This is a genomic window from Acidobacteriota bacterium, from assembly GCA_039683095.1.
Classification (GTDB): domain Bacteria; phylum Acidobacteriota; class Aminicenantia; order Aminicenantales; family Saccharicenantaceae; genus RBG-16-66-30.
Genome location: JBDKSB010000013.1, coordinates 122,400 through 148,907, shown reverse-complemented (window position 1 = coordinate 148,907; position 26,508 = coordinate 122,400). Strand labels below are relative to the sequence as shown.

19 protein-coding genes are annotated in these 26,508 nt (G+C 67.2%); 14 read left to right on the top strand and 5 right to left on the bottom strand.

Going from position 1 to position 26,508, the window contains the following annotated elements; genetic code table 11:
* The first annotated feature begins 49 nt into the window (after positions 1-49).
* From ABFD52_14060 to ABFD52_14040, 5 genes are all read left to right on the top strand, one after another.
* Entirely contained in the window at positions 50-463 is a 414-nt protein-coding gene (locus ABFD52_14060; GenBank protein ID MEN6561890.1) for a GNAT family N-acetyltransferase, read from the top strand.
* Positions 460-1,332 (top strand): phosphatidylglycerol lysyltransferase domain-containing protein, encoded by an 873-nt coding sequence (locus ABFD52_14055; GenBank protein MEN6561889.1) that lies wholly within the window; start codon positions 460-462, stop codon positions 1,330-1,332. Before ABFD52_14060 ends, ABFD52_14055 begins: the two co-directional genes overlap by 4 nt.
* A 109-nt stretch (positions 1,333-1,441) precedes the next feature.
* On the top strand, positions 1,442-4,834 hold the full coding sequence (locus ABFD52_14050; protein MEN6561888.1) for a type ISP restriction/modification enzyme: 3,393 nt from the start codon (positions 1,442-1,444) through the stop codon (positions 4,832-4,834).
* A gap of 420 nt (positions 4,835-5,254) precedes the next feature.
* Positions 5,255-5,656 (top strand): DUF3307 domain-containing protein, encoded by a 402-nt coding sequence (locus ABFD52_14045; protein ID MEN6561887.1) that lies wholly within the window; start codon positions 5,255-5,257, stop codon positions 5,654-5,656.
* 27 nt (positions 5,657-5,683) lie between these two features.
* Positions 5,684-5,830 carry a hypothetical protein gene (locus tag ABFD52_14040; GenBank protein MEN6561886.1) on the top strand — a complete coding sequence of 49 codons (147 nt, stop codon included), beginning with the start codon at positions 5,684-5,686 and terminating at the stop codon, positions 5,828-5,830.
* 121 nt (positions 5,831-5,951) lie between these two features.
* On the opposite strand, the gene pta is transcribed toward ABFD52_14040, so the two are convergent.
* Entirely contained in the window at positions 5,952-6,929 is a 978-nt protein-coding gene (pta, locus tag ABFD52_14035; protein MEN6561885.1) for a phosphate acetyltransferase, read from the bottom strand.
* 155 nt (positions 6,930-7,084) lie between these two features.
* Between pta and ABFD52_14030 the strand changes: the two genes are divergently transcribed.
* Together ABFD52_14030 and ABFD52_14025 are read left to right on the top strand one after the other, a co-directional pair.
* A complete protein-coding gene (locus tag ABFD52_14030; protein ID MEN6561884.1) occupies positions 7,085-8,428 on the top strand; it encodes an acetate kinase in 1,344 nt (447 codons plus the stop codon).
* Between the two features lie 20 nt (positions 8,429-8,448).
* Positions 8,449-9,471 (top strand): AI-2E family transporter, encoded by a 1,023-nt coding sequence (locus ABFD52_14025; protein ID MEN6561883.1) that lies wholly within the window; start codon positions 8,449-8,451, stop codon positions 9,469-9,471.
* Between the two features lie 11 nt (positions 9,472-9,482).
* Here ABFD52_14025 and ABFD52_14020 read toward each other — a convergent pair whose 3' ends face one another.
* From ABFD52_14020 to ABFD52_14005, 4 genes are all read right to left on the bottom strand, one after another.
* On the bottom strand, positions 9,483-9,932 hold the full coding sequence (locus ABFD52_14020) for a low molecular weight phosphatase family protein (protein ID MEN6561882.1): 450 nt from the start codon (positions 9,930-9,932) through the stop codon (positions 9,483-9,485).
* Entirely contained in the window at positions 9,929-11,947 is a 2,019-nt protein-coding gene (locus ABFD52_14015) for a serine/threonine-protein kinase (GenBank protein MEN6561881.1), read from the bottom strand. The genes ABFD52_14020 and ABFD52_14015 overlap by 4 nt, the downstream gene beginning before the upstream one ends.
* A gap of 114 nt (positions 11,948-12,061) precedes the next feature.
* On the bottom strand, positions 12,062-15,220 hold the full coding sequence (locus tag ABFD52_14010; GenBank protein ID MEN6561880.1) for a glycoside hydrolase family 2 TIM barrel-domain containing protein: 3,159 nt from the start codon (positions 15,218-15,220) through the stop codon (positions 12,062-12,064).
* A gap of 37 nt (positions 15,221-15,257) precedes the next feature.
* Positions 15,258-16,187, bottom strand: a complete 930-nt coding sequence (locus tag ABFD52_14005) for a sugar phosphate nucleotidyltransferase (GenBank protein ID MEN6561879.1) — start codon at positions 16,185-16,187, stop codon at positions 15,258-15,260.
* A gap of 165 nt (positions 16,188-16,352) precedes the next feature.
* On the opposite strand from ABFD52_14005, the gene hslV reads away from it, so the two are divergent.
* From hslV to ABFD52_13970, 7 genes are read left to right on the top strand one after another with little or no spacing between them, the layout of a single operon-like run.
* A complete protein-coding gene (hslV, locus tag ABFD52_14000; protein MEN6561878.1) occupies positions 16,353-16,880 on the top strand; it encodes an ATP-dependent protease subunit HslV in 528 nt (175 codons plus the stop codon).
* Entirely contained in the window at positions 16,880-18,277 is a 1,398-nt protein-coding gene (gene hslU, locus ABFD52_13995) for an ATP-dependent protease ATPase subunit HslU (protein MEN6561877.1), read from the top strand. The genes hslV and hslU overlap by 1 nt, the downstream gene beginning before the upstream one ends.
* The gene (locus ABFD52_13990) at positions 18,277-18,807 is read left to right on the top strand and encodes a hypothetical protein (protein MEN6561876.1); all 531 of its coding nucleotides are present in this window, start codon (positions 18,277-18,279) and stop codon (positions 18,805-18,807) included. The genes hslU and ABFD52_13990 overlap by 1 nt, the downstream gene beginning before the upstream one ends.
* A 16-nt stretch (positions 18,808-18,823) precedes the next feature.
* Entirely contained in the window at positions 18,824-19,603 is a 780-nt protein-coding gene (locus ABFD52_13985; protein MEN6561875.1) for a fumarylacetoacetate hydrolase family protein, read from the top strand.
* Complete coding sequence (fsa, locus tag ABFD52_13980) at positions 19,600-20,244, top strand: fructose-6-phosphate aldolase (GenBank protein ID MEN6561874.1); 645 nt, start codon at positions 19,600-19,602, stop codon at positions 20,242-20,244. The genes ABFD52_13985 and fsa overlap by 4 nt, the downstream gene beginning before the upstream one ends.
* Positions 20,241-23,738 (top strand): translocation/assembly module TamB domain-containing protein, encoded by a 3,498-nt coding sequence (locus ABFD52_13975; GenBank protein MEN6561873.1) that lies wholly within the window; start codon positions 20,241-20,243, stop codon positions 23,736-23,738. Before fsa ends, ABFD52_13975 begins: the two co-directional genes overlap by 4 nt.
* Positions 23,713-26,493 carry a POTRA domain-containing protein gene (locus ABFD52_13970; protein MEN6561872.1) on the top strand — a complete coding sequence of 927 codons (2,781 nt, stop codon included), beginning with the start codon at positions 23,713-23,715 and terminating at the stop codon, positions 26,491-26,493. The genes ABFD52_13975 and ABFD52_13970 overlap by 26 nt, the downstream gene beginning before the upstream one ends.
* The last annotated feature ends 15 nt before the right edge of the window (positions 26,494-26,508 follow it).

Below are 26,508 nucleotides of genomic sequence, written 5' to 3'. Positions count from 1 at the left end.
GCGGCGGCCGGACCGGGGGAAGCCTGGTCCGTGGTATAATAACAAGCGCATGCGAGTCCGCAAAGCACTGCCGCAGGACCTCCCCGCCGCCCTCGATCTCGCCTGGAAGCTCGGCCTGGATTATCCCGATATGGGGACGGACTCGCTCTGGGTCGCTGAGGACGGCGGCCGGGTCATCGGCCTGGTCGCGCTCAAGACCCACCCGGACTGCCTGGAGCTCTGCGCCCTCGGTGTCGAGCCGGACCGCCGTGGCCGGGGGGTGGCCCGGGCCCTGGTCGAGGCCGCGACGGCCGAAGCGCCGGGCGACGTCCATCTGGCCACGATCATCCCCGGCTTTTTCGAGTCGTGCGGCTTCGCCCGGGCGCGGGAGATCCCCGCGACCTTTCCGGCCCGGCGCGAGAGCTTCTGGTGCGAAGGCTGCCCCCAGGAACGCTGCACGATCATGGTGAGACGGAAGCCGTGAACCGGCCGGCTTTTCCCGAGTTCAAGCCCGTCGGCCTCGAGGACCGGGCCGTCTTCGACGAATACCTCCGCCGCGAGCCCTTCGAGGCCTGCGAGATGTCGTTCGCCAACATTTTCATCTGGAAGGATTCGGAGCACCCGCGCTGGACCGTCCTCGACGGCAGCCTCTGCGTCCTGGTCGAGCCCGACTTCGAGGATCCCTATTTCCTGCCGCCTGTCGGCGGAGACCGCGTCCCTGAGACGGTCGCCGCCTGCCTGGCCCGGGCGCCGCGGCTGTCGCGGGTCCCCGAAAGCTTCGTGGCCCGGTACGGGGCGGGCTTCAGGTCCGAAGAGGATCCCGGCAACTTCGACTACGTCTATCGGCGGCAGGACCTGGCCGAGCTCAAAGGCAAGAAGTACGACGGCAAGCGCAACCGCATCCGCAAGTTCGAGACGACCTGCGCCCACGAGTACCGTGCCCTGACCCGGGCCGACGTCCCCGGCTGCTTCCGGCTGCTCGAGGACTGGTTCGAGGAGAAAGCGAACGGCGACCTCTACATGCGGGCCGAGCGGACTGCGATCATCCAGGCCCTGGCCTCGTTCGAGCGCCTCGATCTCAAGGGCGCGGTGGTCAAGGTCGGCGGCCGGGTCGAGGCTTTCACCATGGGCGCGCTCCTCGCCCCGGACATGGCCGTCATCCCCATCGAGATCGCCAACCCCGGCCTGGTCGGCCTGGCCCAGTGGATCAACCGCGAGTTCGTCGTCCGGGACTGGCCGGGCGTCGCCTTCGTCAACCGGGAGCAGGACATGAACGTCGAGGGCCTGCGCAAGGCCAAGCTCTCCTACCACCCCGCCCGTCTGGTCAAAAAATACAACCTGACATCGGCCTGAGATCGATCGGCACTTCCCCCACCGGGGGATTGCGCCGATTCGAGATTCCGGCTTGAAAATCCGCATCCACAGTCATATGCTTGACCCAATTACTCCTTGAGGGACAGCCATGGTCAAACGCGCCTCCGGCAGAAGAAAGAGATATCCGCTCATCAAGGAAACACCGGGAGATTATCGGGCGAAGACTCCGCATGAATCTTTTCATGCCGCCCTTGCGGATTTCACCGATTCCGTCAAAGCCAGGTTCGAGATCGCCGGCTCCGGAGAGCCGGAGGATAAACTCCGGGCTCCCCTCGAGGCCCTTTTTGAAGCCTATGGCCGGATCATCGGCCGCGACATCCTGCTGACCGGACAACACCATCTCAAGGATCGCGTCGGCAAGCCGGATTTTGCGGCTCACGATAAAAGACAGATTATCGGTTTCGTCGAAGCCAAAGCGCCGGGCAAGGGCGCGAATCCCGACCTTTACAGGGGCCATGATCATGAGCAATGGCAGCGATTCAAGGCTGTCCCCAATATTCTGTATACCGATGGCAATGAATGGGCGCTTTTCCGAAGCGGTGAACGCGAAGGACGCCTTCTGCGGTCGTCAGAGGACATAACGATCCGTGGACATGAGGCGATATCCGGGGAGCTGGCTTCGGCTCTTTTCGAGGTCTTCGCGGCGTTCAGTTCGTGGACGCCCGTTGTGCCCCTGAAGCCCAAGGACCTGGCCGAGTTTCTGGCGCCATACTGCCGCCTGATCCGCGGCGAAGTGGAAGAGGCCTTGGAGAATTCGAAATCGCCGTTGCAGAGTCTCAAGAAGGAGATCAAGAATCTTCTCTTCCCGGAAGCAACCGACCGGCAATTTGCCGACGCCTACGCTCAGACGGTCATATTTGCGTTGCTTCTTGCCAAGCTTGAGGGGGCCAACGCCCTCGATCTGAATGACGCCTATCGGGTCTTGGAATCCCACCATCTCCTCTTGTCCAGATCTCTGCAGTTCCTGACGGATCCCCAGGCCCGCGCGGAGATTTCTTCTTCTCTGGGATTGACCCAGCGGGTCATTCAGGAGGTGCTGCCCAAGACGCTCAAGATGGCCGAGGGCGGCCGGGACCCCTGGCTGTACTTCTATGAATTCTTCCTGGCCAAATACGATCCGAAGCTCCGGAAAGAATGGGGCGTCTACTATACCCCGGTCGAAGTGGTCCGTTGCCAAGTTGCCTTGATCGACGAGATCCTCTCCGGGGAACTCGGACAGACGATGGGCTTTGTAGAACCCGGTGTCGTCACTTTGGATCCTGCCCTTGGAACGGGGACGTATCTTCTCGGCATCATCGAACACGCCTTGGGGCGGGTCGAGGCTGAAGAGGGACCCGGCGCTGTCCGGGGCGGGGCGCGCTCCTTAGCCAGGAACCTTCATGGCTTCGAATGGATGGTCGGGCCTTATGCCGTCGCGCAGCTCAGGTTCGCCCGCGCCATCATGGCCCACGGAGCCGCGCTCCCGCCAGCCGGCGTCGGCATCTATTTGACGAATACGCTGGAGTCGCCTCATACGCGGCCTCCCGCGCCGCCGCTTTTTCACAAGCCGATCGCCGAAGAGCATAAGAGGGCGCTTAAGGTCAAGGACTCCGAACACGTCCTGGTTTGCCTCGGGAATCCTCCCTATGGGCGGCACGAAGCCGCCCAAGAAGCGAATCGCTCAGTTACAGGAGGATGGGTGCGGTATGGCGAGGAAGGCCAAAAGGCCATTCTCGAGGATTTTCTCGAGCCAGCCCGGAAGGCCGGCTTTGGCATCCACCTCAAGAACCTCTATAACCAATATGTCTATTTCATCCGATGGGCGCTATGGAAGGTCTTCGAACACGAATCCGCGGTCGGGCCGGGAATCGTATCGTTCATAACGGCCTCCAGCTACCTGGACGGCGATGCCTTTGCCGGGGTCCGCGAGCACATGCGCCGGATCTGCGACCATATCGACATCATCGACCTTGGCGGAGAAGGGCGGGGGACCCGCAAAGACGAGAATGTCTTTGCCATCCAGACGCCAGTATCTATATTCGTGGCGTGGCGAAAGGCCAAGAAGGATTCAGTACAACCTGCCGCTGTCCGCTATACGCGGATTGATGGCAGCAGGCAAGAAAAACTGGAAAAGCTTGCTCTAGTTCACTCGGCAAAGAACCTGAAGTGGGAGAGAATCTCACCAGTTTGGCAAGCTAGATTCAGACCGGAGGGGAAAGGCAAGTTCATTTCTTGGCCGCTTCTTACGGATATCATGCCTTGGCAGTATTCGGGTATAGAGACAAAGCGCTCCTGGCCGATCGCCATGGAGAAGGGAGTTCTCCTAAGGAGATGGGAGACACTCCTCGCTTCAGATAAAAGAGCCGAACTCATGAAAGAGAGCGGCGATCGGACGGTTTCCTTGAGCCCAAATGAAATTAAGCCGCCATTTGCGAAGTTGCCGCCAATCTCATCACTGCCGGCAGGATCGCCTCCCTGCGCGATTGTTCGTCTCAGCTTCAGATCGCTTGACCGTCAGTGGATCCTTGCGGACAACCGGATTATTTCCCGCCCTCGAGAGCCTCTTTGGAACGCCGATAGCGGAAAGCAGGTATATTTATCGAGCTTGTTTAATCATCCTCTTGGAGGGGGTCCGGCGCTGACGGCGTGCGGCCATGTTCCCGACCGTCATCATTTCCGGGGATCTTATGGAGGGAAAGACATACTTCCCCTTTACCGCGACCCCTCGGCCCAAGAAGCCAATATCGCTCCGGGCCTTCTGGGTTATCTCTCCATGGGCCTTAAGAAGCCGGTCTTAGCGGAGGATCTCGCCGGATATATCTACGCCGTCCTCGCTCAGCCGGAATACACGTCGCGTTTTTCTCCCGAGCTGGCGAGCCGGGAGATCCGCGTCCCCTTGACCAAGACCCCCGACCTGTTCTTCCGCGCCGCGGAGCTGGGGAAGTCGCTCATCTGGCTGCACACATATGGTGAGAGATTCGTGGTGAAGGGTCGAGAACAGGGCCGGATTCCGTCCGGCCAGGCCAAGTGCATCCGAGCCGTCCCCGAGGAGGAAGATCGTTACCCGAATGATTTTCGATATGATGAAGATACAAGGATTCTTCATGTCGGCGATGGTGCATTCGGACCCGTCGAACGAGATGTTTATGAATTCGAAGTCTCAGGCCTCAAGGTGGTCAAATCCTGGCTCGGATACCGGATGAAGGAGCGCTCGGGACGCAAGTCGAGCCCGCTCGATGACATCCGGCCCCGCTCCTGGACTAGGGAATTCACGAGGGAGCTTCTAGAACTCCTTTGGGTTCTCGAGAAGACCATCAAGGGCTATCCGAAACAGAAGATGCTGCTTGAAGAGATCCTCGCCGGGCCGCTGTTCTCTGCCAATGAACTTCCCCCAGTGTCCAAGGAGGCTCGCGAAGCGCCCCGCCAGGCCCGAAAGGGATCGAATAGACAGGGCGAGTTATCTTTCGGGCCAACTACTCCCGATGAAGACGCTGACATATAAGGACCAGGCCTTATAATCAGGCATTATAAGGCTTGGAGGTTATAATGGCGTCGATAAATTTCGTGGGGGTCTTGTCGGGAGACCGACGGCTATCTTCATTAGGACCGAACTCATTAAAGGGCGCACCGATGGGGTCCATGCCGACGCCCGGCTCGGATTGGGTTTCGGATCCGTATCGGCCTGGAACCCGCGCAATATTACGTCGAGCGACGGGGAGGTTTTCCGGCTCAGCGGGAAAGCCCTGGATACCATCAGATGGTGGCCGGCCGGCATATAAGCTCCCAAGGCGATAATCCTGGATTATAAGCCCCCCATGGTTATAAGCGAACAGGCATCGCCCATCCGCCTGCTGATCGGGCCTGTGGCATCTGAGTTCCTTCTCCAGTCGCGAAGGATGGTGGACCAAAAAGAAAAGAGGGTCTGGCCCAGTGGGCGCAGTGGGCCTGGCTCATCCCCCTGTTCTTCGTGACGCACACCCTGATCGATGCCTGGAAAGCCGCAAAGGGGAACAGGACATCGACCTTCCTGGCCGATCAGCTGGCTCATCTGGCGGTGCTGACCGTCGCCTTATTCCTGCTCTTGGGTTGGACGGATAGCTGTCTCGCCCGCTGTTTGGCCCAAGCATGGACTTCGCCTCGATTACTCATCAGCATCCTCGGATATATTATCGTCCTCTGGCCGGTGGGCAGGCTGATGAGCGTTCTGCCCGAGCCATTCCGGCGGCAGCTTGCGGAGGAGAAATCGCGCGGACTTGAAACGGCCGGGCTCTGGATCGGATGCCTTGAGCAGATCTTCCTTCTGTCGTTCATCCTGGCAGATTAGCTCCCGGGGATCGCGCTTCTGCTCGGGTTGAAGTCCCTCTTCAGGTTCGGCGAGATCAAGGACCCGACGAATCGAAAGGAGACCGAGTACATCCTGATCGGCACGCTGTTGAGCTTCGGCTTTGCCCTCGCTGCGGGAATGGCCGTCAAAGCGGTTTTGAACACCCTGCCCTGATTCTGATTGGCCGGGCTCAAACCCCGACTTCAGTCCGCCGATCCAGAGGAGAAGGCTCCCGGCGAAGCTGAACAGACGGCATCCGGCGGGGCGGCGACCCCGCGTTCTTTTTAATCCTGGGCTAGGCCATCAGGCTGCAGATGGCGGCGACGTTGACCATGTCGTCGGCCGAGCAGCCGCGGCTGAGGTCGCAGTAGGGCTTGTTGAGCCCCTGGACGATGGGCCCGACGGCCTCGGCCCCGGCCAGCCGCTCGGTCAGCTTGTAGCCGATGTTCCCGGCGTCGAGGTCGGGGAAAACGAGGACGTTGGCCTTGCCGGCGACCGGGCTGCCCTTGCACTTGCGCTCGCCGATCGAGGCGACGAGGGCCGCGTCGGCCTGCATCTCGCCGTCGAGCAGGAGGTTGGGGGCCTTCTCCCTGGCGATCTTCACGGCGCTGACGACCTTGTCGACGTCGGCGTGGGAGGCCGAGCCCTTGGTCGAGAAGGACAGCATGGCCACCCGCGGCTCCTCGCCGGTCACGGCCTGGAAGTTCCTGGCCGAGGTGATGGCGATGTCGGCCAGCTGGGCGTCGGTCGGGTTGGGGACGACGGCGCAGTCGGCGTAGCACAGGAGCTTCTGGGGGAGGACCATGATGAAGTAGCTGGAGACGGTCGAGATGCCCGGCGCCGTGCCGACCGTGTGGATGGCGGCCCGGATGACGTCGCCGGTCGAGGAGACGTTGCCTCCGACGACGGCCCCGACCTTGCCGGTCGCGAGCAGCAGCCCGGCGTAGTAGAGCGGGCTCCTGGCGGCCTCGGCCGACTGCTCGACGGTCCAGCCCTTGGCTTTCCGCTTGTCGAACAGGACGCCGACGAGCTCGTCCCGGGCCGCGTCGGTGGCCGGGTCGATGATCGGGATGCCGCCGATGTCGAGGCCGTTGTCCTTGGCGACCTTCTGGATCGCGGCGGCCGGCCCGACCAGGCGGGGCTCGGCGATCTTCTTTTCCCGCAGGATCAGGGCCGCCTGGAGGGTCCGGACGTCCTCTGCGTCCGGGAAGGCGACCTTGAGGAACCGCTTGGCGGCCTTGGCGCGAATGTCTTGGATGAAGGTATTGGCCATGGGGAACTCCTTATTCGTATAGATAATGACAAGACGGGTTTATACCCCAGCCCCCCGGGCCTGTCAACCCCGCGCCGGGGGCCCGTTCCGCCTTGACATTTTGTCCCCGCGGGGAGAAAATGGGCCTTCTCATTTCGTTCCCGAAGGAGTCTTCCATGATCGTCCTTTCCCTCAATTGCGGGAGCTCGTCCGCCAAGTACAGGCTCTATGACTACGACAAGAAGGAAACTCTGGCCACCGGCATCGTCGAGCGGGTCGGCATCGGCAAGAGCTATATCCAGCAGTCCGGCCTCGGCCGGGAGCCCATCAAGTTCGACCACGAGTGCGCCAACCACAAGGAGGCCATCAAGCTCATCATCGACACCCTCCTCGATCCCAAGATCGGCGTCCTGGACGACCTCGGCAAGATCTCGGCCGTCGGCCACCGGGTCGTCCACGGCGGCGAGAAGTTCACCAAGTCGGTCCGGATCACCCCGGAGACGATCGAGACCTTCAAGCGCCTGTTCAGCCTGGCCCCGCTCCATAACCCGCCGAACGTCCTGGGCATCGAGGCGGCCATGGACGTCCTGCCCCAGATCCCCCACGTGGCCATCATGGACACGGCCTGGCACCAGACCATGCCGGCCAGCTCCTACATGTACGCCCTGCCCTACGATTGGTACGAGAAGTACGGCGTCCGCCGCTACGGCTTCCACGGCACCTCGTTCCTCTACGTCGCCAAGCGGGCCGCCCTGCTCCTGGGCAAGGACCCCTTCAAGTGCAACCTGGTCTGCCTCCACATCGGCAACGGAGTTTCGGCCAACGCCATCAAGAACGGCGTGTCCTTCGACACCAGCATGGGCCTGACCCCCCTCGAGGGCCTGGTCATGGGCACCCGGTCCGGCGACCACGACGCGGCCATCGACCTCATGATCATGGAGAAGGAGAACGTCCCGCCGGCCAAGATGAGCGACATCCTCAACAAGAAGTCGGGGCTGCTCGGCCTCACCGGCAAGTACACCGACCGCCGCGACGTCCAGCAGGCGGCCGAGGCGGGCGACGCCCGGGCCAAGCTGGCCATCGAGGTCGAGGCCTACCGGATCAAGAAGTACATCGGGGCCTATTCCGCGGCCATCGGCGGCGCGGACGCCGTCGTCTTCACGGCCGGCGTCGGCGAGATGTCCGACCTCATCCGCGAGAAGGCCTGCGAGGGCCTGGAATTCCTGGGCATCAAGCTCGACAAGGCCAGGAACAAGCTGGCCAGGACCCGCAACGCCGAGACCGAGATCTCGACCGCCGACTCCAAGGTCAAGATCTTCGTCATCCCGACCGACGAGGAGCGGGTCAACATCGAGGACGTCATCGCCATCCTCGAGGGCCGCTACGACGAGCACACCCGCTTCACCTACCGCTTCCAGTCGCCCGAGTACGTCAACTCCCAGCGGGAGCAGGACTTCCTCAAGGAGTGCGAGAAGAAGCCGGGCCTCGCCGCGATCCAGGTCAAGCCCAGGAAGCGCTGAGCATGGGCTGAGGAGCGCGCGTGGATAAGGCCAAGTGGGTCCGGATCGGCGTCGCCGCTCTCGTCCTCTTCGTCGCCGGCGTCTTCCTGAAGCTGGCCCAGTCGATCCTGGTCCCCTTCGCCCTGGCCCTCCTGTTCGCCTTCGCCGTCTCGCCGGCGCTCGATTACCTGGTCGGGCGCAAGGTGCCCAAGGCCGCGGCCCTGGTCCTCATCCTCGTCGTCTCGTTCGCGGCCCTCTACCTCGTCGGCATGGTCTTCTACTCGAGCGGCAAGTCCCTGGCCTCGGAGCTGCCGTCCTACACGGAGATGGTCCGGGAGCTTCTCGCCAAGATCGACAGCCTCGTGCCCGATCCGCGGCTCAAGGTCGGGCTGACGGACTGGATCGGGGGCTTCAACATCGGCAAGGTCGGGACGTTCCTCGTCGGCGCGCTCGGCCCCTTCGCCTCGTTCATGTCGGACCTGCTGCTGGTCTTCGCCTTCATGATCTTCATCCTGGCCGGCCGCGGCCGGATGGTCCGGAAGTTCGGCCTCGCCTTCCCCCCGGCCCAGGCCGAGACGCTGAGCCGGACCGTCTGCCGGATCGACCGCGAGGTCCAGAAGTACGTGGCCGTCAAGACCCTTGACAACCTGGTCATCGGCATCCTCGTCGCGGCCGTCCTGGGGATCCTCGGGGTACGCTTCGCCCTGCTCTTCGGCGTGCTGGCCGTGTTCTTCAACTACGTCCCGGTGCTCGGCCCCATCGCCTCCGTCGCCATGCCCGCGCTGCTGGCCCTGTTCCTCGAGGGCGGCCTGAGCCTCAAGGTCGGGCTCGTCCTGGTCCTGCTCATCGGGATCCACGTGGCCGTCGACCGCCTGCTGGAGCGGCGGCTCATGACCAAGGAGATCAGCCTGTCGCCGCTGCTCGTGCTCTTTTCCCTGTTCTTCTGGGCTTGGCTGTGGGGCATCCCGGGCATGATCCTGGCTGTGCCGCTGCTGACGGCCGCCCGGATCGTCTTCGACAACGTGCCCGCCCTGCGCTCGCTCGGGGCGATGATGGATCGCTGAGGCGGGAGGCTTCAGGGCTCGAGGCCGACCGCGGCCAGGAACTGTCCCAGCCGCCGCTCGATCTCGAGCGCCGCTTCCTTGTAGGCCTGATAGCCGGAGCCGAGAGGGTCCTCGATGGCCCAGCCGTAAAGGACCGCCTCCGGCACCCCCCAGACGTCGCGGAGATGATGGTAGATGGACGGGTCCATGGCGATGATATAGTCGAAGCTCCCGAGATCGCAGGCGCCGACGGGGCGGGCGACATGGGACGAGATATCGGTCTTGTAGACGAGCTTCATGACCAGCACGGCCTCCTCGGACGCCGGGCCGCCGATCGCGCCGATGCCGGCGCTGGCCACCTCGGCGGCCGGACCGAGCCGCAGGCGGGCGATGCCTTCGGCCATCGGGCTGCGGCAGATGTTCCCGTAGCAGACGAAAAGCAGCCGCTTTTTCCCGGAGGTCATCATGGTCCCGGCCGTCATCCCCGCCCGGCCTGGGCGCTCTCTTCGGCGACTTCCTTGGCCTTCTCGTAGAGGAAGGCGGCCAGGATGTACTGCTCGGCCGCCTGGGGCACGAGGCCTTCGCTGACCATCTGGCCGGCGCTCTGTTCCTGCGACACGGCCCGGTCGTAGAGCCAGGCCTGCTTGGCCTGCGCCTGGGCCGTCTCGGCTTCCCTGCGCTTGCCCGTCACGAGCTCGCCCAGCGCGGCCAAGCCCTTGTTCTCGTCCGTGGCCCGGGGGCTCAAGGCGTGGACCTGGGCCAGGATATTGCACAGGATCCGGGCGCCCGAGAAGTCGTTCTTGGCGAAGGCGTCCGAGGCGTCCTTCTCCTTCTCGGCCGCGATCCAGGTCAGCAGGTTCGGCCGGCCCGCCGGCGCCTGGACGGCCGCCCGCCGCTTGGCCTCCTGAAGCTCCTGGAACGCGGCCTTGGCCCGCTCGCGCTCGCTGACCTCGGACAGGAGCTTGCGCATCTCCGACTCGCCCCGGTCGTAGCTCCGCTTCGAGGCCGCCAGGTTCCCGGCTTCCTTCAGCTTCTTGCCTTCGGTCATCCGGCTCTGGATGCTGTCGATCCAATGGGAGAGCGCCGCGGCCTCCGAGGGGTACTTCTCCTTGACCTGGGCCAGGGCCTTCTCGAACTCGGCCGCGTCCTTCTCGCCCATTAACTTGGAAGGGTCTTTCAGGAACGGGGCGAGATAGCCCATGATGGCCGATCCCGTGTCGCCGCCGAGCGAGGGCGGCTCCGCCGGGCCGGCCGCGGACGGGACGCCGGGAAAGGACTGGCGGAGGCCGCCGGATGCATCGAGGCCCGCCGGCTCCTGGCCGCCCGGCGGGATCAGGGCCGTATGGGAGCGCCGGCTTTCGGCCGGGCCCCGGCCGCTCTTGCTGGTGATCACGACGACTCCGAGGACGACCAGGGCGATGACAACGGCGGCTTCGATCAGGGCCTTCTTGAGGTTGAACTTGACCGTGATCTCGCGGTCGGTGATGGGCTTGGTCGGGGCCGTGGCCGGCCTCGTCCGCGCCGTCGTCTGGCGGGTCAGCGGCAGCCCCTGTTCGACGGAGGCCAGGTCCTCGAGGACCTCGGCGGCCGACGGATAGCGGTCGTCCCGCGACTTGGCCAGGCACTTCAGGATGATCCGGCTCAGGCCGGCCGAGATCTGGGCGTTGATCGCCTGCGGGTTTTCAGGCGGCTCGCTGCGGTGCTTGAGGACGATGCTCAGGGGCGTTTCGCCCTCGAACGGCACGCGGCCCGTGACCATCTCGAAGAGGATGGCCCCGAGGGCGTAGATGTCGACGCGCTGATCGATATCCTTGCCCTCGGCCTGTTCCGGAGCCATGTACTCCGGGGTGCCGATGATGACCCCGGTCCCGGTGACGCCCCTGGTGTGGAGGGACCGGGCGATGCCGAAGTCCATGATCTTGGCGTTGCCGTCCTTGTCGATCATGACGTTCTGCGGCTTGAGATCGCGGTGGACGACGCCGAGCCGGTGGGCCTCGGCCAGGCCCTCGGCGATCTGCCTGGCCAGCCCGACGGCCTTGGCCTCGGTCAGGTGGCCCGAGCGGCGGATGAAGCTCTTGAGGTCCTCGCCGGCGACGTATTCCATCGAGATGTAGATGGTCAGCCACTCCTCGCCGATGTCGTACATCCGGCAGACGTGGCGGTGGGCGACCTGGCGGGCCAGCTTGATCTCGTTGCGGAAGCGCTCGATGACCTCGAGGTCGGACGCGATCTCGGGCTTGAGGAGCTTGAGCGCCACGACCTCGCGGATCTTGCTGTCGTAGGCCTTGTAAACGGTGCCCATGCCGCCCTGGCCTATCTCCTCGATGATCTCGAAGCGGCGGGCGAAGGTCGTTCCGCGCTCCAGGCCCTTGGCCGGGGTCTGGATGGTGGCCGTCCCCATGGCCACGGTCTCGCCCGAACCGGGGAGCTCGCGGCCGCAGTGGCCGCAGAAGCGCGTCCCGTCAGGGTTGTCGTTCTGGCAGCGCGGGCATTTCATGGATGTCGGCCGGCTCTTCGTATATTAAGGATATTGACTAAATCCGATTATATCAAGATCCATTAAAAAATACGCCCGGCGGCGGCGTTTGGTTTCCGGGCCCCGGGTCCGGGCTCAGCGCGCCGCCCGGGCCGCCGGATCGTCGCCGGCCCCGAGGGGCCGGAAGACCAGGCTGAAGCGGTAATCCCCGGCCGGCAGCGTGTACTGCGGGTGGACCCGGGCCCCCCAGGAATCGTCGCCGCCGACGCCCATCTGGCCGTGGTCGAGGGTCAGGCACGTCAGGTCCCGCCTCTGGACGTCCGGCGGGTGCTTCGATCCGCGGCTCGGCTGGGTCAGGTCCTCCGGCCAGAAGGGATGGGCCGAGAACTCGAACAGGGGATCGCCGGTGACGAGAAGGCCCCGGCCCAGGCCGTCGCGGACGGCCAGCCAGCGCGTGTCGGTCCGGTTGCCGAACTCCTGGGGGCTGACGTAGGGGCAGGGCTCGGCGGGCGTCATGTCGTAAAGGCCGACGAAGGCCGCGGTCCTGCGGTCCCGGTAATTCTCGAAGGGCCCGCGGCCGTACCAGGCGATCCGGTCGAAGGCGCCGGGCAGGGCCAGCTTGATCCCGGCGCGGGGGAGCTCGGGCAGGTTGGCCCCGGCCTTGAGAACGAGCGTCGAGCGCAGCGCGATCGCGCCGTCGCCGCCGACGGCGTATTCGAGGGTCTGGGAAGCCTGGCCGCCGGCCAGGGCGTAGGCGACGGTCACCGTCACCCGGCCGGGGGCCGTTCCCCGGGCCTCGAGCGCCGTCAGGTCGCGATAGAGGCTGGCCTGGCGCCAGACGTTCAGGCGCCGCGGCATCTGGTTGCCGAAATCGTTGTCCGTTGGCGCGCGCCAGTAGTTGGGCTCGATCCCGGCGCCGATGAGCTCGGTCCCCTCGTGGACGAACGAGTCCAGGCCGCCGGTCAGGCGGTCGAAGCGGACCGCGAAATCACCGCCGAGGACGCGAAGGAAGCGGGGGCCGTTCTCGATCGTCAGCGGGGGCAGGGGCGTTCCGGCCGCCGCGGCCTCGGTCCCGACGGCGGGCCCGAGCGGGAACTGCTCCGAGGCGACGACATGCCCCCGCGGAACTCCGGCCCAGGCTTCCCGGGTCCGGACCGAGAGGTTCAGGAAGCATTCGGCGCCGGGCCTGGCCTGGAAGCGGGGGAGCGGCAGGCGGACGGTCGCGCCCGCCCCGGGCGCCGCGGCCGGGCACCGGAGCGTTCCGGATGCCACGGCCTTCCCGGACGCGGCGATCTCCCAGCCGAGATCGAAGCCGCCGAGGCCGATGAACGCGTAACCGTTCCTGATGCCGATCTGGCCGGCCGCGAGGCCGGCCGCGGAGAGCTTGACGTACTGGTAGACCTTCTTGACCTCGAACAGCGCGGGATGGGGCGTCCGGTCGGGGGCGACGAGCCCGTTGCAGCAGAAGTTCTGGTCCGAGGGCGTATCGGGAGGGCCGTAATCCCCGCCGTAGGCCCAGAACGGTTCGCCCCTGGCGTTCCTGGCCGCGAATCCCTCGTCGACCCAGTCCCAGATGAAGCCGCCCTGGAGCTGGTCGCGGCTCTCGATGGCATCCCAATAATCCTGGAGATCGCCCGTGGAGTTGCCCATCGAGTGGGCGTACTCGCACTGGATGAGCGGCCGGTCCTGTTCCGTCGCGGCGTACTCGAGCATCTCTTCGATCGAGTCGTACATCGGGCAGAAGATGTCGGTGTGCGGCCGGAGCTCGGCCCGCTCGTACTGGACCGGCCGCGTCGGGTCGGCCTTCTTCAGCCAGGCGTAGGCGTTCTCGAAGTTGACGCCGTCCCCGGCCTCGTTGCCGAGCGACCAGATGATGACCGAGGGATGGTTCTTGTCCCGCCCGACCAGGCGCTCGACGCGGTCGAGGTGGGCCGGGCCCCAGGCCGGGTCCTTGGCCAGGCTCTCCGGGCCGTAGCCCATGCCGTGGCTCTCGATGTTCGCTTCGTCGACGACGTAGAGCCCGTATTCGTCGCAGAGATCGTACCAGCGCGGGTCATTCGGGTAGTGGCAGGTCCGGACGGCGTTGATGTTCGAGCGCTTCATGAGCTCGATGTCCCGGCGCATGGACTCCTCGGAGATGACATGTCCCGTGTAAGGGTCATGCTCGTGGCGGTTGACGCCCTTGAGCAGGATCCGGACGCCGTTGACGAGCAGATGCCCGTCCCTGATCTCCGAGGTGCGGAAGCCGATCCTGGCCGTGACCGCCTCGAGCGCTTTGCCGGCCCCGTCCCTCAATTCCAGGACCAGCCGGTACAGGGCCGGCGTCTCGGCGCTCCAGCGGGCGACATTCGGCACGGTCCTGTCGAACCGGACCGCGGCCCGGCCCCCTTCGGCCCCGGCAGCCGGGGCCGACGCGGTCAGGACCTTCCGGCCGGCCTCGTCGAGAAGCGTCAGCGCCACCGAGGGCCTGGCCGCCGCCAGGGCCGCGGCCCCGGCCGTCCCCAGCTCGACCGCGAGGCCCAGGCGGCCGTTCCTGTACGCCCCGTCGAGGCCGGCCCGGACCTCGAAGTCGCGGATGCGGACCTTCGGCGCGGCGTAGAGATAAACATCGCGCTCGATCCCGGCCAGGCGCCAGAAGTCCTGGCATTCGAGGTAGGAGCCGTCCGACCAGCGATAGACCTCGGCGGCCAGGACGTTCTCTCCGGGCCGGAGATAGCGCGTGATGTCGAATTCGGCCGGCGTCTTGGAATCCTTGCTGAAGCCGACCTTCTCGCCGTTGACCCAGACATAAAAGAACGATTTGACCGCGCCGAAATGGAGGAAGACGTCCATCCCGTCCCAATCCGCCGGGAGGGTGAAGTTCCGGCGATAGGAGCCGACCGGGTTGCGGCCGTGCGGCACGAACGGCGGCCTGGGATTGGGCGCGAACTCGTAGCTCATGTTGACGTAGATCGGATGATCGAAGCCCTGGAACATCCAGTCGGAGGGGACGGGGATGTCCTTCCAGCCGCCGACGTCGGCGCCTGGCTTCCAGAAATCGAGCGGCCGGTCGGCCGGGCGCGGCGACCAATGGAACTTCCACGGGCCGTTGAGAGAGAGATACCGGGGCGACGCCGCGGGCTGGAGCCGCAGCGCGGCCGCCGCGTCGGGAAAGGGGATGAAGTCGGCCCGGGGCGTTTCCGTGCCGGCGTGGAGCGCGGCCGGGTTCTCCCAGTCCTCGGGCTTCGGCCCTGGCACGGCGGCCGAGAGGGCCAGCGCCAGGAGACAGGCGGTCAGGGCGGCGGTTTTCTTCATGGTCATCCCTCGTTCATGGACCTTCCGGATCCCGGGACTAGGCGGCGGAGCGCCCGGCCCAGAGGTCGCGCGGATAGACGCCCGCCCTGACCAGTTCCAGGATGGCCGCCCTGAACAGGGGCCGGTCCTCCGGATAGGTCATGCCGAACCAGCGCTCGCGCGTCGGCAGGATGCGGACCCGCGCCCGCTTCTCCCGGATGAGCCGGCCGACGACCTCGGGGATGAGGAATTCGGCCTTGAGGATGTTCGCCGCTTTCTCCCGCAGGAACTCCGAGAAGAGGCGCCCGAGCTCCCCGAACAGGTCGGGCGTGAAACCCCAGAAATTCATGGACGTCCAGGCGGCCGGGTCGAGCGGCAGCCAATCGGCGTCGTTCAGGGTGTGCTTGATGCCGTCCGGGAAGCGCTTGATCTTCAGCAGCTCGCGGATGCCGACGAGGTCGAGGCCGGCCGTGGCCTCGCAGACGCCCCGGGCCACCGTGCCGTGCTCGGACAGGGTGTTCTCGAGCCGGTAGCCGACCATGGCGTAGTCGGCGCTCCGGCCGGCCCCCCCGCGGCCGAGATAGCCGGCCATGGCTTCGAAGGCGGTCCGCCCGTAGTAATCGTCGGCGTTCACGGCCAGGAACGGCGTCGCGACGGCGTCCTTGCAGGCCAGGATGGCCTGGGCCGTGCCCCAGGGCTTGGTCCGTCCGGCCGGCACTCCGAATCCGGGCGGCGCCTGGTCCAGCGACTGGAGGACGTAGGCCGTCTCCGCCGCCCCCTCGATCCGCCGGCCGATCTTCTCCCGGAAGGCGGCCTCGATGTCCCTGCGGATGATGAAGACGACCCGGTCGAAGCCGGCCCGCAGGGCGTCGTACACGGAATAATCGAGCACGGCCTCGCCGCTCGGCCCGACGGGATCGATCTGCTTCAGCCCGCCGTAGCGGCTGCCCATGCCGGCGGCCATGACGACCAGGGTCAACGACGCCATCGCGTCTCCTCTCACTCGCGTGCTTACCGTATCTTATAAAAATCATCATCGGCCGGTCAAACCGGAGGCCCATGGACACGTCCGGCCCGCCGGAGAGGGCCGGGAGGCGGTTCCTTTACTTCACCCCCCCTATCCGATATCATTGACAGGGTCAAAGGAGCCTCCATGATCCGTTCGACGACCGTCATCTGCGTCCGTCATATGGGGAAAACGGCCATGGCCGCCGACGGCCAGGTGACCATGGGCCAGACCGTCCTCAAGAAGACCGCCACCAAGATCCGCCGCCTGGGCAAGGGGGACGTCCTGGCCGGCTTCGCCGGCGCGACCTCCGACGCTTTCGCCCTGTTCGCCCGCTTCGAGGCCAAGCTCGAGGAGTACCGCGGCAACCTGTCGCGGGCGGCCATCGAGCTGGCCAAGGACTGGCGCATGGAGAAGGCCCTGCGCCAGCTCGACGCCCTGCTCATCGTGGCCGACAAGGGGACCTCGCTCCTCATCTCCGGCACCGGCGACGTCGTCGAGCCCGATGACGGCATCCTGGCCATCGGCTCTGGCGGCTCCTTCGCCCTGGCCGCGGCCCGGGCCCTGATCAAGCACACCGGCCTCGACGCCCGGGCCGTCGCCGAGGAGGCCCTGAGGATCGCCGCCGAGATCTGCGTCTACACCAACGCCGAGATCACGGTCGAGGAGCTCTGATGCCCATCCACCTGCCCGAATCTCTCGAGAAACCAGCCGTCGAGGCGCCTGACGCCGAGCTGACGCCGAAGGAGATCGTGGCCGAGCTCGACAAGTACATCATCGGCCAGAAGGCGGCCAAGAAGGCCGTGGCCATCGCCTTGCGCAACCGCTTCCGCCGGCGCAAGCTGCCGCCGGCCCTGGCCGACGAGATCGCACCCAAGAACATCCTCATGATCGGACCGACCGGCGTCGGCAAGACCGAGATCTCCCGGCGCCTGGCCAAGCTGACCTCGTCGCCCTTCCTCAAGATCGAGGCCAGCAAGTTCACCGAGGTCGGCTACGTCGGCCGGGACGTCGAGTCCATGATCCGCGATCTCGTCCGCATCTCGGCCGACATGGTCAAGCAGGAGGAGATCGAGGCCATCGAGGGCAAGGCCCAGGCCGCCGTCGAGGAGCGCCTGCTCGACATCCTCCTGCCGCCGGCCCGCAAGCGCGAGGAGGCTCCCGGCGAAACGGCCGAGGCCGGGCCGGGACCCGTCGAGACCCGGGAGAAGCTCCGGGCCCAGCTGCGGGCCGGCCTGCTCGAGGAACGCTGGGTCGAGATGGAGGTCAAGGAAAAGACGACGCCGCCCGTCGAGGTCGTCTCCAACTCCGGCATCGAGGAGATCGGCTTCCAGATCCAGGAGTTCCTGCCCGGCTTCCTCGGGGGCCGGACCAAGCGCCGCCGGATCAAGGTCAAGGAGGCCCGGGAGCTGCTCCTCGAGGAGGAGGAAAAGCGCCTGGTCGACATGGACCAGGTCGCGCGGCTGGCCATCGACCGGGTCGAGCAATCGGGGATCATCTTCCTCGACGAGGTCGACAAGATCGCCGGCCGCGAGTCCGGCCGCGGGCCCGACGTCAGCCGCGAGGGCGTCCAGCGCGACCTGCTGCCGATCATCGAGGGCACGACGGTCAACACCAGGTTCGGCCTGGTCCGGACCGATCACATCCTGTTCATCGGGGCCGGGGCCTTCCACGTCTCCAAGCCGTCCGACCTCATCCCCGAGCTGCAGGGCCGCTTCCCCATCCGGGTTGAGCTCACCCCCCTCACCAAGGACGACTTCGTCCGCATCCTGACCGAGCCGGAGAACGCCCTCATCCGCCAGTACGAGGCCCTCATGGGCACGGAGGGCGTCCGGGTCTCGTTCACGCCGGACGCGGTCGAGGAGATCGCCGACATCGCCGAGAAGGTCAACGCCGACGCCGAGAACATCGGGGCCCGGCGCCTCCATACGGTCGTCGAGAAGGTCATGGAGGACATCTCCTTCGCCGCCCCGGACATCGCCCCGAAGGCCATCCGGATCGACCGGACCTACGTCCAGGAACACCTGAGGGACATCCTCGTCAGCCAGGACCTGCGGCGCTTCATCCTCTGATGGACAAGCGGATCGCGGCGCTCCTCCTCGGGCTGTGCCTGGCCGCCGCGCCGGCCTGCGGCCGCAAGGGCCCGCTCGTCCTGCCGCCGGGCCGCGCGCCCATGCCCGTCGAGCGTCTGACCGCCGTCGCCGGCGAGGGAACGGTCGTCCTCCGCTGGATCGATCCCGTCAAGACGGTGGGCGGGAGGCCGCTCGGCCTGCTGGCCGCCGTCGAGATCTGGGTCTTCGACAAGGGCCGGCCCGGCGCCGGCGCGCCGCTCACGTCCGGGGCGGTCGAGAAGACGGCCCGGCTGGCCCGCCGGGTCTCCGGCGGCGAGCTCGCGGCCCTGCGCGGGCCGGCGGGGGAGGGGGCCGGGGTCAGGACCTTCGCCTATGAGCTGCCCCCGGGCCCGGCCGCCCCGGCCAAGCCGGCCTTCGCCGTCCGGGTCTTCGACGCAAAGGGGCGGGCCTCGGAATTCTCGGTGGCGACCGTGGATCCGGTCCGCAAGGAAGCGGGGGTCGACCGGCCGGCCGCCCCTGGTGTATGCTGAAGACGGGAGAGCGCAATTGAAGATCTACCGTTTCCGCTACCGCAAGAGGGTCCTCACGGGCATCCTCAAGGAAGAGTACCTCTTCCCGGTCGTCGGCTCGATCTACGGCGACTTCAGCATCGGATCGAGCCCCGTGCCCATAGGCGACGTCCGCGTCCTGCCGCCCGTCCTGCCCACCAAGATCGTCGGCATCGGCCGCAACTACCGCGACCACGCCAGGGAGCTGGGCAACCCCCTGCCCGAGGAGCCGCTCATCTTTCTCAAGCCGCCGACGGCGGTCGTCGGCCACCTCGACGCCGTGGTCCAGCCGCCGGCTTCCGGGCGCGTGGATTACGAGGGCGAGGTCGGCGTCGTCATCCGCCGCAAGGCCCGCCAGCTCGGCGAGAACGACCCGGTCGACGACGTCATCCTCGGCTACACCTGTTTCGACGACGTCACGGCCCGGGACCTGCAAGGCCGGGACGTACAGTTCGCCCGGGCCAAGGGCTTCGACACGTTCGCCGCGGTCGGGCCCTGCGTCGCGACCGGGCTCGACCCGGCCGCGATCCGGCTGAAGACCTTCCTCAACGGCAAGCTCGTCCAGTCGGGGACGACGGCCAACCTGATCTTCCCCATCCCGTATCTCGTCCGCTACGTCTCGCGGATCATGACCCTCAACCCCGGCGACATCATCGCCACCGGCACGCCGGCCGGGGTGGGAGCCACGGCCCCGGGCGACCGGGTCGACGTCCAGATCGAAGGCATCGGCGTGCTCTCCAACACGTTCACGCGCCCGAGCGGCAAGGAGGTTCAATGAAGCTGTTCCTGGATTCGGCCAATGTCGAAGAGATCCGCGAGGTCGCCGGCTGGGGCGTCCTCGACGGCGTGACGACCAATCCCTCGCTCTGCTCCAAGGAGAGCGCCAGTTTCGAGGACAACATCCGGGCCATCTGCGCCCTCACTCCCGGGCCCGTCAGCGCCGAGTGCGTCTCGCTCAAGGCCGACGAGATCGTGCCCGAGGCCCGGGCCCTGGCCCGCATCGCGCCCAACATCGCCGTCAAGATCCCCGTCGGCGTCGAGGGGCTCAAGGCCGCCAGCCGCCTCGCCGGCGAGGGCATCGCCGTCAACATGACGCTCATCTTCTCCGCCGGGCAAGCCCTGCTCGCGTCCAAGGCCGGGGCCCGCTTCGTCAGCCCGTTCATCGGCCGCCTCGACGACATAGCCGAGGACGGCATGGCCCTGATCGACGAGATCGTCCAGATCTTCGAGAACTCCGATACGGCCACGGAGATAATCGTGGCCAGCGTCCGCCACCCCCGCCACGTCATCGAGGCGGCCCGGCTCGGGGCCGACATCGCCACTGTGCCGTTCGGGGTCATGGAGAAGCTCCTCCGTCACCCGCTGACCGACATCGGCGTCGAGCGCTTCCTGGCCGACTGGAGGAAAGTCAAGAAGTGAGGATCCAGGCCATCCTCCGGCTCGGGGAGCGGGCCCGGACGCTCGCCCGCCGGATCCGCCGGGCGGCCGCGTTCGTCTTCGTCCTGGCCGTCCTGGCGGTCAGCGTGATCGTGGGCAAGAACGCCCTGGTCCGGGAGATCGGCAGCCAGGTCCACAAGAACTTCGCCTACGACCGCCTCCGCGTGTCCTATTTCCCGCCGGCCCTGGTCATCGAGAACTTCCGCTCCCTCGGCGACGCGCCGCTCCTGCGGGCCCGCCGGGTCAGGATCGAGATCCCCTACCTCTCGTTCGTCCGGAACCGCCGGATCCTGTCCGTCGTCGTCCAGTCCCCGGAGATCCGCATCCGCCCGGCCCCGGCCCAGGCCGGCCAGCCGCGCCGCAAGCCGCGGCCGCCGCTGTCCATCCTGGAGCTGCCGTTCATCATCTCGCGCGGCCTCATCGAGGACGGGCTGGTCGTCTACGAATCGCGGGGCGCCCGGATCGAGGCCCGCGGCGTCCGGGCGCTCGTCACCCAGAAGGGCGAGGACTATGCCATCCGGGCGACGGCCGCGTCGAGCGGCTACGCGATGCCGCGGCGCGTCTCGACCCCCCTGGGCGCCCTGACCGTGGCCCTGGACGGCAAGGGCGAGGATGCGACCATCAGCCGTCTGTCGTTCGAGGGGCCGGAGCTCTCGTTCTCGGCCAGCGGCCGGGTCCGGACCATCCTGGATCCGGCCTTCGAGTTCGAGGCCCGCTATGATATCTCGGCGGACATCCTCGACGACCTGCTGCATATGCCCTTCGGCTGGCAGGGCCGGGTCAACGGCGAGGCCCGGATCGAGCGCCGGGACCGCCGCCTGTCGGTCACGACGAGCGTCGCTTCCGATACCCTGGCCCTCAACCAGGTGCCCATGGGCGAGATCCGGGGCAGGTTCGAGCTCGCGCCGGAGAAGGGAGGACGTCTCGAGCTCGGTCTCCGGAAGCCGGGCCGGCCGGCCGAGAGCCTGATCCTGACCTTCTCCGGAGGCCGGGTCGAAGGCCGGACCTCCCCGATGATCGTCGATCCGGTTTTCCGGGAGATCTCCATCCCCTGGCCGGTCCGGTCCGCGGCCTGGGGCAGCTTCACCCTGGCCCACGGACGGCTCGCCGTCGAGGCCGAGTTCCGCGACGACTCGCTCCAGCGCCGCGGCGGGACCTATGCCTTCCGCGGCCTCGTCAAGGTCGGCGTCGATTTCCCCGGCCACATCGTCACCATCGAGACGCCGGGCCTGGAATCGGATTTCGGCCGTTTCGAGGCGACGGCCCGCATCGACCTCAAGGGTGACCTGGACGCCCGCATCCGGGGCCCGGTCTCCGACGTCAAGGAGACCAGGGAGTTCGTCGCGTTCGAGCTCCGCCAGGACTTCGGCTTCGGGGAGATCCGGGGCCGGGGCTATGCCGACGCACACCTGACCGGCCGCTCGGCCTCGCCGGCGCTGGATCTGAAAGCCACCCTGTCGCCGGGCGGCTTCGGGCTTTTCAACGCCGCCTCCGTCGAGGCCGGCCTGACCTTCGCCGGGGGCGCGTTCGAGGGCCGCTTCGGCGTCGACGACCCGGATCTCAAGGGACAGGTCGAGGTCCGGGCGGCCCGCGGCGGGCTGGCCGTCGATGTCAGGAACGGCGAGGGCGAACTGGCCCGCATCCTGCCGGCCCTCGAAGTCCCCGTGAGCGTGTCCGGCCGGGCCGAGGGCGATTTCCGTATGACCCAGAGGGCCGGCGGCGGCCAGGAATTCGAGGGAACGTTCGCCAGTCCCGAGATCAGGTTCTTCGGCCAGAAGGGCTCCCGGGCGGCCGGCCGCATCCTCTATAAGGACGGCCTGCTGTCCTTCCCCGAGCTGGCCATGGATTTCGACGGCGGCCGCCTCGAGGGGCGCCTGCTCGTCGGGCCGGCCCGCGGCGAGTTCGACTTCGACCTCCGCGGGGAGGAGCTCGATTTCTCCAAGATCGTCCCGGCGGCCTCGGGGCGGTTGTCTCTGTCACTGGCCGGCCGCGGCGTCTTCGGCCGGGACCGCCTGCCCGGCCTTTTCGACGTCAAGGACATGCTGCTGCCGCCGATCGACAGGACGGAGGCCCGCGGCGGGCTCTCGGTCGGGGTCTCCGGCGGGAAGATCTCCCTCGGGCTGAACGGTGCGCTCGTCCCCGGCGAAAATCCCTTCGAGGGCGCCTTCGAATTCCCCCTGTCCGGCGAGCCCTGGAGCGGCTCGGTCAAGGGCCGGGTCACCAGCCTCGACCTGGTCGTTCCCTGGAACGGGGCCCAGGGCCGGATAGATTATGTCGCCAACGTCGCCCAGACCGCGGCCGGGGCCGGCCTGTCTGTCTCCCTCGACGTCGCCGCGCCGGTCATGCCGCTGCCGGGGTTCTCCTACGCCGTGTCGGATTTCGTCTCGCCCATGACCTACGCCGACGGCGTCCTGACCATCACCTCCATCGCCGGCCGGCTCGGCGGCGGGCCGATCGCCGGTTCGGGCACGGTCGGGATCGGCGCGGGCGGCATCGCCACGATGGACCTGCGGCTCGAGGGCAAGGACATGGTCCTGTCGCCCATGGAGCGGATGCGGGCCCAGGTGGACGGCTCCCTGCGCCTCCTCAAGGGGCCGCGCCGCTTCGTGACCGAGGGCGAGCTCCTGTTCAGGCGGCTGACCTGGCGCCGCGAGATCTACGACGGCTTCAGCTTCTCCTCGCAGGCGCCGACGCAGACCCCGGGACCGTCGTTCTTCGACGGCATGTCCCTGAACATCCGCCTCCGCGGCGACGAGAACGTGGCCATCGAGAACTCGCTCGGCCGCTTCAGCGCCCGGTTCAACCTGACCGTGGCCGGCGGCTTCGACGATCCCACCCTCCTCGGCGACATCAACCTCGTCAGCGGCGATCTCTACTTCCAGGACCGCAGCTTCCGCGTCATCCACGGCCGGCTGGGGTTCGGCGACCCGGTGAACACGGAGGCCTTCCTCGACTTCCGCGGCGAGACGTACGTCAAGGACTACCGCGTGACGCTGACCCTGAGCGGCCCGGTCAGCCGGCTCAAGCCGGAGTTCGGCTCCTCGCCGCCGCTGCCGCCGGAGGAGATCCTGTCGCTCCTGGCCCTGGGCGATTCGTTCCGGCGGATGTATTATTCATATTCGGGCGACCGCAGCACCGCCCTGAACACCGCCTCGCTCCTGACCTACCAGGTGGCCGACCTGGCCAAGCGGCGGACGGGCGGCCTGCTCTCGCTCGACCGCTTCCGGGTCGACCCCTACGTCCCGGAGAGCGGCCCGGGCGGCATCGGGGCCCGGATAACGGTAGGCAAGAAGATCTCCAACAACCTGCTGGTGCTGTACTCGACCATCCTGGCCAATTCGAGCGTCAGGAACGAGATCGACGAGTCCCCCATCTTCCGGATGGAGTGGGATGTCAGCCGGCGCTTCTCGCTCGTGGGCGGGCGGGACGACCGGGGAAGGCTTGGTTTCGATGTCAAGTTCCGCAAGCGCTTCTAGGCCGCGGCGGGCGGCGGCGCTGGCCGCGGCGGGCCTGGCCCTGGCCGTCCTGCTGGCCGCGGCCGGGGCGGCCGCGCCCGTCCAGGAGGGCGTCGTCGTCGACCGGGTCGTCGTCCGCGTCGACGGCCGGCCCGGCGAGGCGGGACTGCTCGAGCTCATCCCCATCCGGCCCGGGGACGCCTTCTCCCCGCGGCTCGTCGACCAGGCCGTCAAGCAGATCTTCCGGGCCGGCCTGTTCGCCGACGTCCGCGTCTCGCGGACGGGCACGGAGCGGATCGATCTCGTCTTCGACCTGGTCCGGAAGGTCTTCATCGACGCCGTCCGCTTCCGCGGCGCCGGCGTCCCGGCCTCGCGGCTGCGCGAGGCCCTGACGTCCCAGCGCCCGGGCGCCTTCCTTCAGGAAGACCGGCTGCCGCAGGCGGTCGAGGAGGTGCGCCGGGGGCTGCGCCAGGAGGGTTGTTTCGACGCCGCCGTCGCCTGCGAGGTGGAGAAGAACGAGGAGGCGTCGACGGCCGTCCTGGTCTTCCGGGCCGCTGATTGGAAGAGCTACCGGGTCGGCGGGCTCGAGGTCGAGTGGAAGGCCGAGATCCCCGAGCGGGACCTGTTGAAGAAGATGAGGACGCGCGTCGGGGACGCCTACGTCCCCCAGGTCCTGGCCGCCGACCTCCAGGGCCTCTCGGACCGGCTGGCCCGGGCGGGTTACCGGCGGGCCGAGGTCCGGCTCGCCGGGGAGAGCTTCGACGACCAGAACCGCCGGGTCGACCTCCGCGTCGAGATCGTGCCCCAGGACAAGATCACCATCCTCGTCCGGGGCGCCAAGGTCCCGGCCCGGCTCCTCGACCCGATCTGGGCGGAGCGCGTCTTCGAGCAATGGGGCCTGGCCGAGGGCGAGGCCCGGATCCTCAACTACGTCCGCCGGAAGGGGTATCTTTTCGCCGCGGTCAAGAGCCGGGTGGAGAGGGACCAGAGCGAGACCCGCATCATCCACGAGGTCGAGCCCGGCAGGAAATCCAAGATCGCCGGCATGGACTTCCGCGGCAACAGGGCCTTCTCGAGCTTCGACCTGAAGACCCGGCTGGCCATCCGCGAGAACGTCCCGCTCGTCGCCTTTCTCAGCTACGACCGCCTCTTCCGCATCCCCCGGGAGACCGAGGAGTTCTACAAGGAGAACGGCTTCGCCGACGTTCAGGTCCGGCTCGAACTCGTGCCGGTCCGGGACGGCGTGAAGGCCGTCTACGACGTCCGCGAGGGGGCGCGGACGACCGTCGAAGCCATCCGCATCACCGGCGCCACGATCGTCCCGCCGGCGACGCTGGCCGGCGGCCTCGTCAGCCGCGAGGGCGGGGCCTACTTCGCGCCCAACGTCCAGAGGGACGTCAGCCAGATCGAGAGCTTCTACCTCAACCGCGGCGTCCGCGGCGGCGAAGTCGCGGCCCGGGTCGAGCGGCCGGCGGAGAACCGGGTCGCCCTGGTCTACGAGATCACCGAAGGTACCCCCGTCACCATCCGTGACGTCTTCGTCGCGGGGAACCGTTCGACCCGCCCGGGGGTCATCCGCCGGGAGCTTCGCGTCGCCAAGGGCGATCCGGCCGACTACGCGAAGGTCCAGACGTCGAAGAGACGGCTGGAGGCGCTCGGCATCTTCTCGGAGGTCCGCGTCGAGGAGGTCCAGACCGGGCCCGGCGGCGAGGTCGTCGTCGTCACCGTCCGCGAAGGGGAGAAGAACTACGCCGGCGTCGGCCTCGGTTTCGAGTCGAAGGAGCCCGTGACCGGCTCCTGGGCCGGCGTCGGGCCCGAGGATTTCCGGGTGCGGGGCACCGCCGAATACATCCGCAGCAACGTCTTCGGGCTGGGCGCCCAGGCGGGCCTGGTCGGCCAGACCAGCGTCGTCGAGAGCCGGGCCGTCGTCTCCTGGAACCAGCCGTATTTCTTCAGGCTGTCCCTGCCGATGACCGTCCTGGCCTGGATCGAACGCGAGGACCGGACGGCCTTCGTGCTCGACCGGCGCGGCGTCAGCCTCAGCCTGGTCAAGGCCCTGAGACGGTCGCGCCTGCTGCTCGGGTCGCTGAGCCTGACGAGGACGTCCCTGCCCGAGACTCCCGACCTCAGCGATCTGCCGCCTGATATCGACCGCCGCTTCCTGCCGTACTCGGCCGCCCTGGCCTCGGTCAGCATGAGCTGGGAACGGCGGGACGACACCCTGAACCCGAGCCGGGGCTGGTTCCTGAGCGCCGTCGGCGAGGTGGGCCTGCCCCTGTTCGGCACGGAGTCCAACTACCAGAAGATCTTCCTCAAGGGCCAGTACTTCCGGCCCCTGACCTCGACCTTCAACCTCGGCCTGACGGCGCGCCTGGGGCTGGCCAACGGCCTGAGCCACCTGCCGGAACGGTTCTTCGCCGGCGGCAGCAACACCTTCCGGGGCGAGGAGTTCGAGATGCTCGGGCCCATCGATCCGACGACGCTCAAGCCCTACGGCGGGGAGGCCCTGGTCCTCATCAACACGGAGCTGACATTCCCCGTTTTCCGGCCCTGGCGGGACCTGCGCCTGGCCGCCTTCTTCGACCTGGGCAACGTCTTCTCCGGCCTCAAGGACTTCCGTCCGTTCGACCTCGAGGGCGCCGTCGGCGGAGGCATCCGCTACCGGACCGCCCTCGGGCCCGTCCGGCTGGAGGTCGCCTGGAAGCTCTGGGACTTCGACCCCCAGGACAAGCGCGGCCGCGCGCTCATCTTCCTGACGATCGGCAACATCTTCTAGCAGCGAGGATGACAA

Coding starts and splice junctions, on each gene's coding strand:
- fsa (MEN6561874.1), top strand. CDS start 19,600: ATGAAGCTGTTCCTGGATTCGGCCAATGTCGAAGAGATCCGCGAGGTC.
- ABFD52_14005 (MEN6561879.1), bottom strand. CDS start 16,187: ATGGCGTCGTTGACCCTGGTCGTCATGGCCGCCGGCATGGGCAGCCGC.
- ABFD52_14020 (MEN6561882.1), bottom strand. CDS start 9,932: ATGACGGCCGGGACCATGATGACCTCCGGGAAAAAGCGGCTGCTTTTC.
- ABFD52_14010 (MEN6561880.1), bottom strand. CDS start 15,220: ATGAAGAAAACCGCCGCCCTGACCGCCTGTCTCCTGGCGCTGGCCCTC.
- pta (MEN6561885.1), bottom strand. CDS start 6,929: ATGGCCAATACCTTCATCCAAGACATTCGCGCCAAGGCCGCCAAGCGG.
- ABFD52_14030 (MEN6561884.1), top strand. CDS start 7,085: ATGATCGTCCTTTCCCTCAATTGCGGGAGCTCGTCCGCCAAGTACAGG.
- ABFD52_14060 (MEN6561890.1), top strand. CDS start 50: ATGCGAGTCCGCAAAGCACTGCCGCAGGACCTCCCCGCCGCCCTCGAT.
- ABFD52_13970 (MEN6561872.1), top strand. CDS start 23,713: ATGTCAAGTTCCGCAAGCGCTTCTAGGCCGCGGCGGGCGGCGGCGCTG.
- hslV (MEN6561878.1), top strand. CDS start 16,353: ATGATCCGTTCGACGACCGTCATCTGCGTCCGTCATATGGGGAAAACG.
- ABFD52_14050 (MEN6561888.1), top strand. CDS start 1,442: ATGGTCAAACGCGCCTCCGGCAGAAGAAAGAGATATCCGCTCATCAAG.
- ABFD52_13990 (MEN6561876.1), top strand. CDS start 18,277: ATGGACAAGCGGATCGCGGCGCTCCTCCTCGGGCTGTGCCTGGCCGCC.
- hslU (MEN6561877.1), top strand. CDS start 16,880: ATGCCCATCCACCTGCCCGAATCTCTCGAGAAACCAGCCGTCGAGGCG.
- ABFD52_14015 (MEN6561881.1), bottom strand. CDS start 11,947: ATGAAATGCCCGCGCTGCCAGAACGACAACCCTGACGGGACGCGCTTC.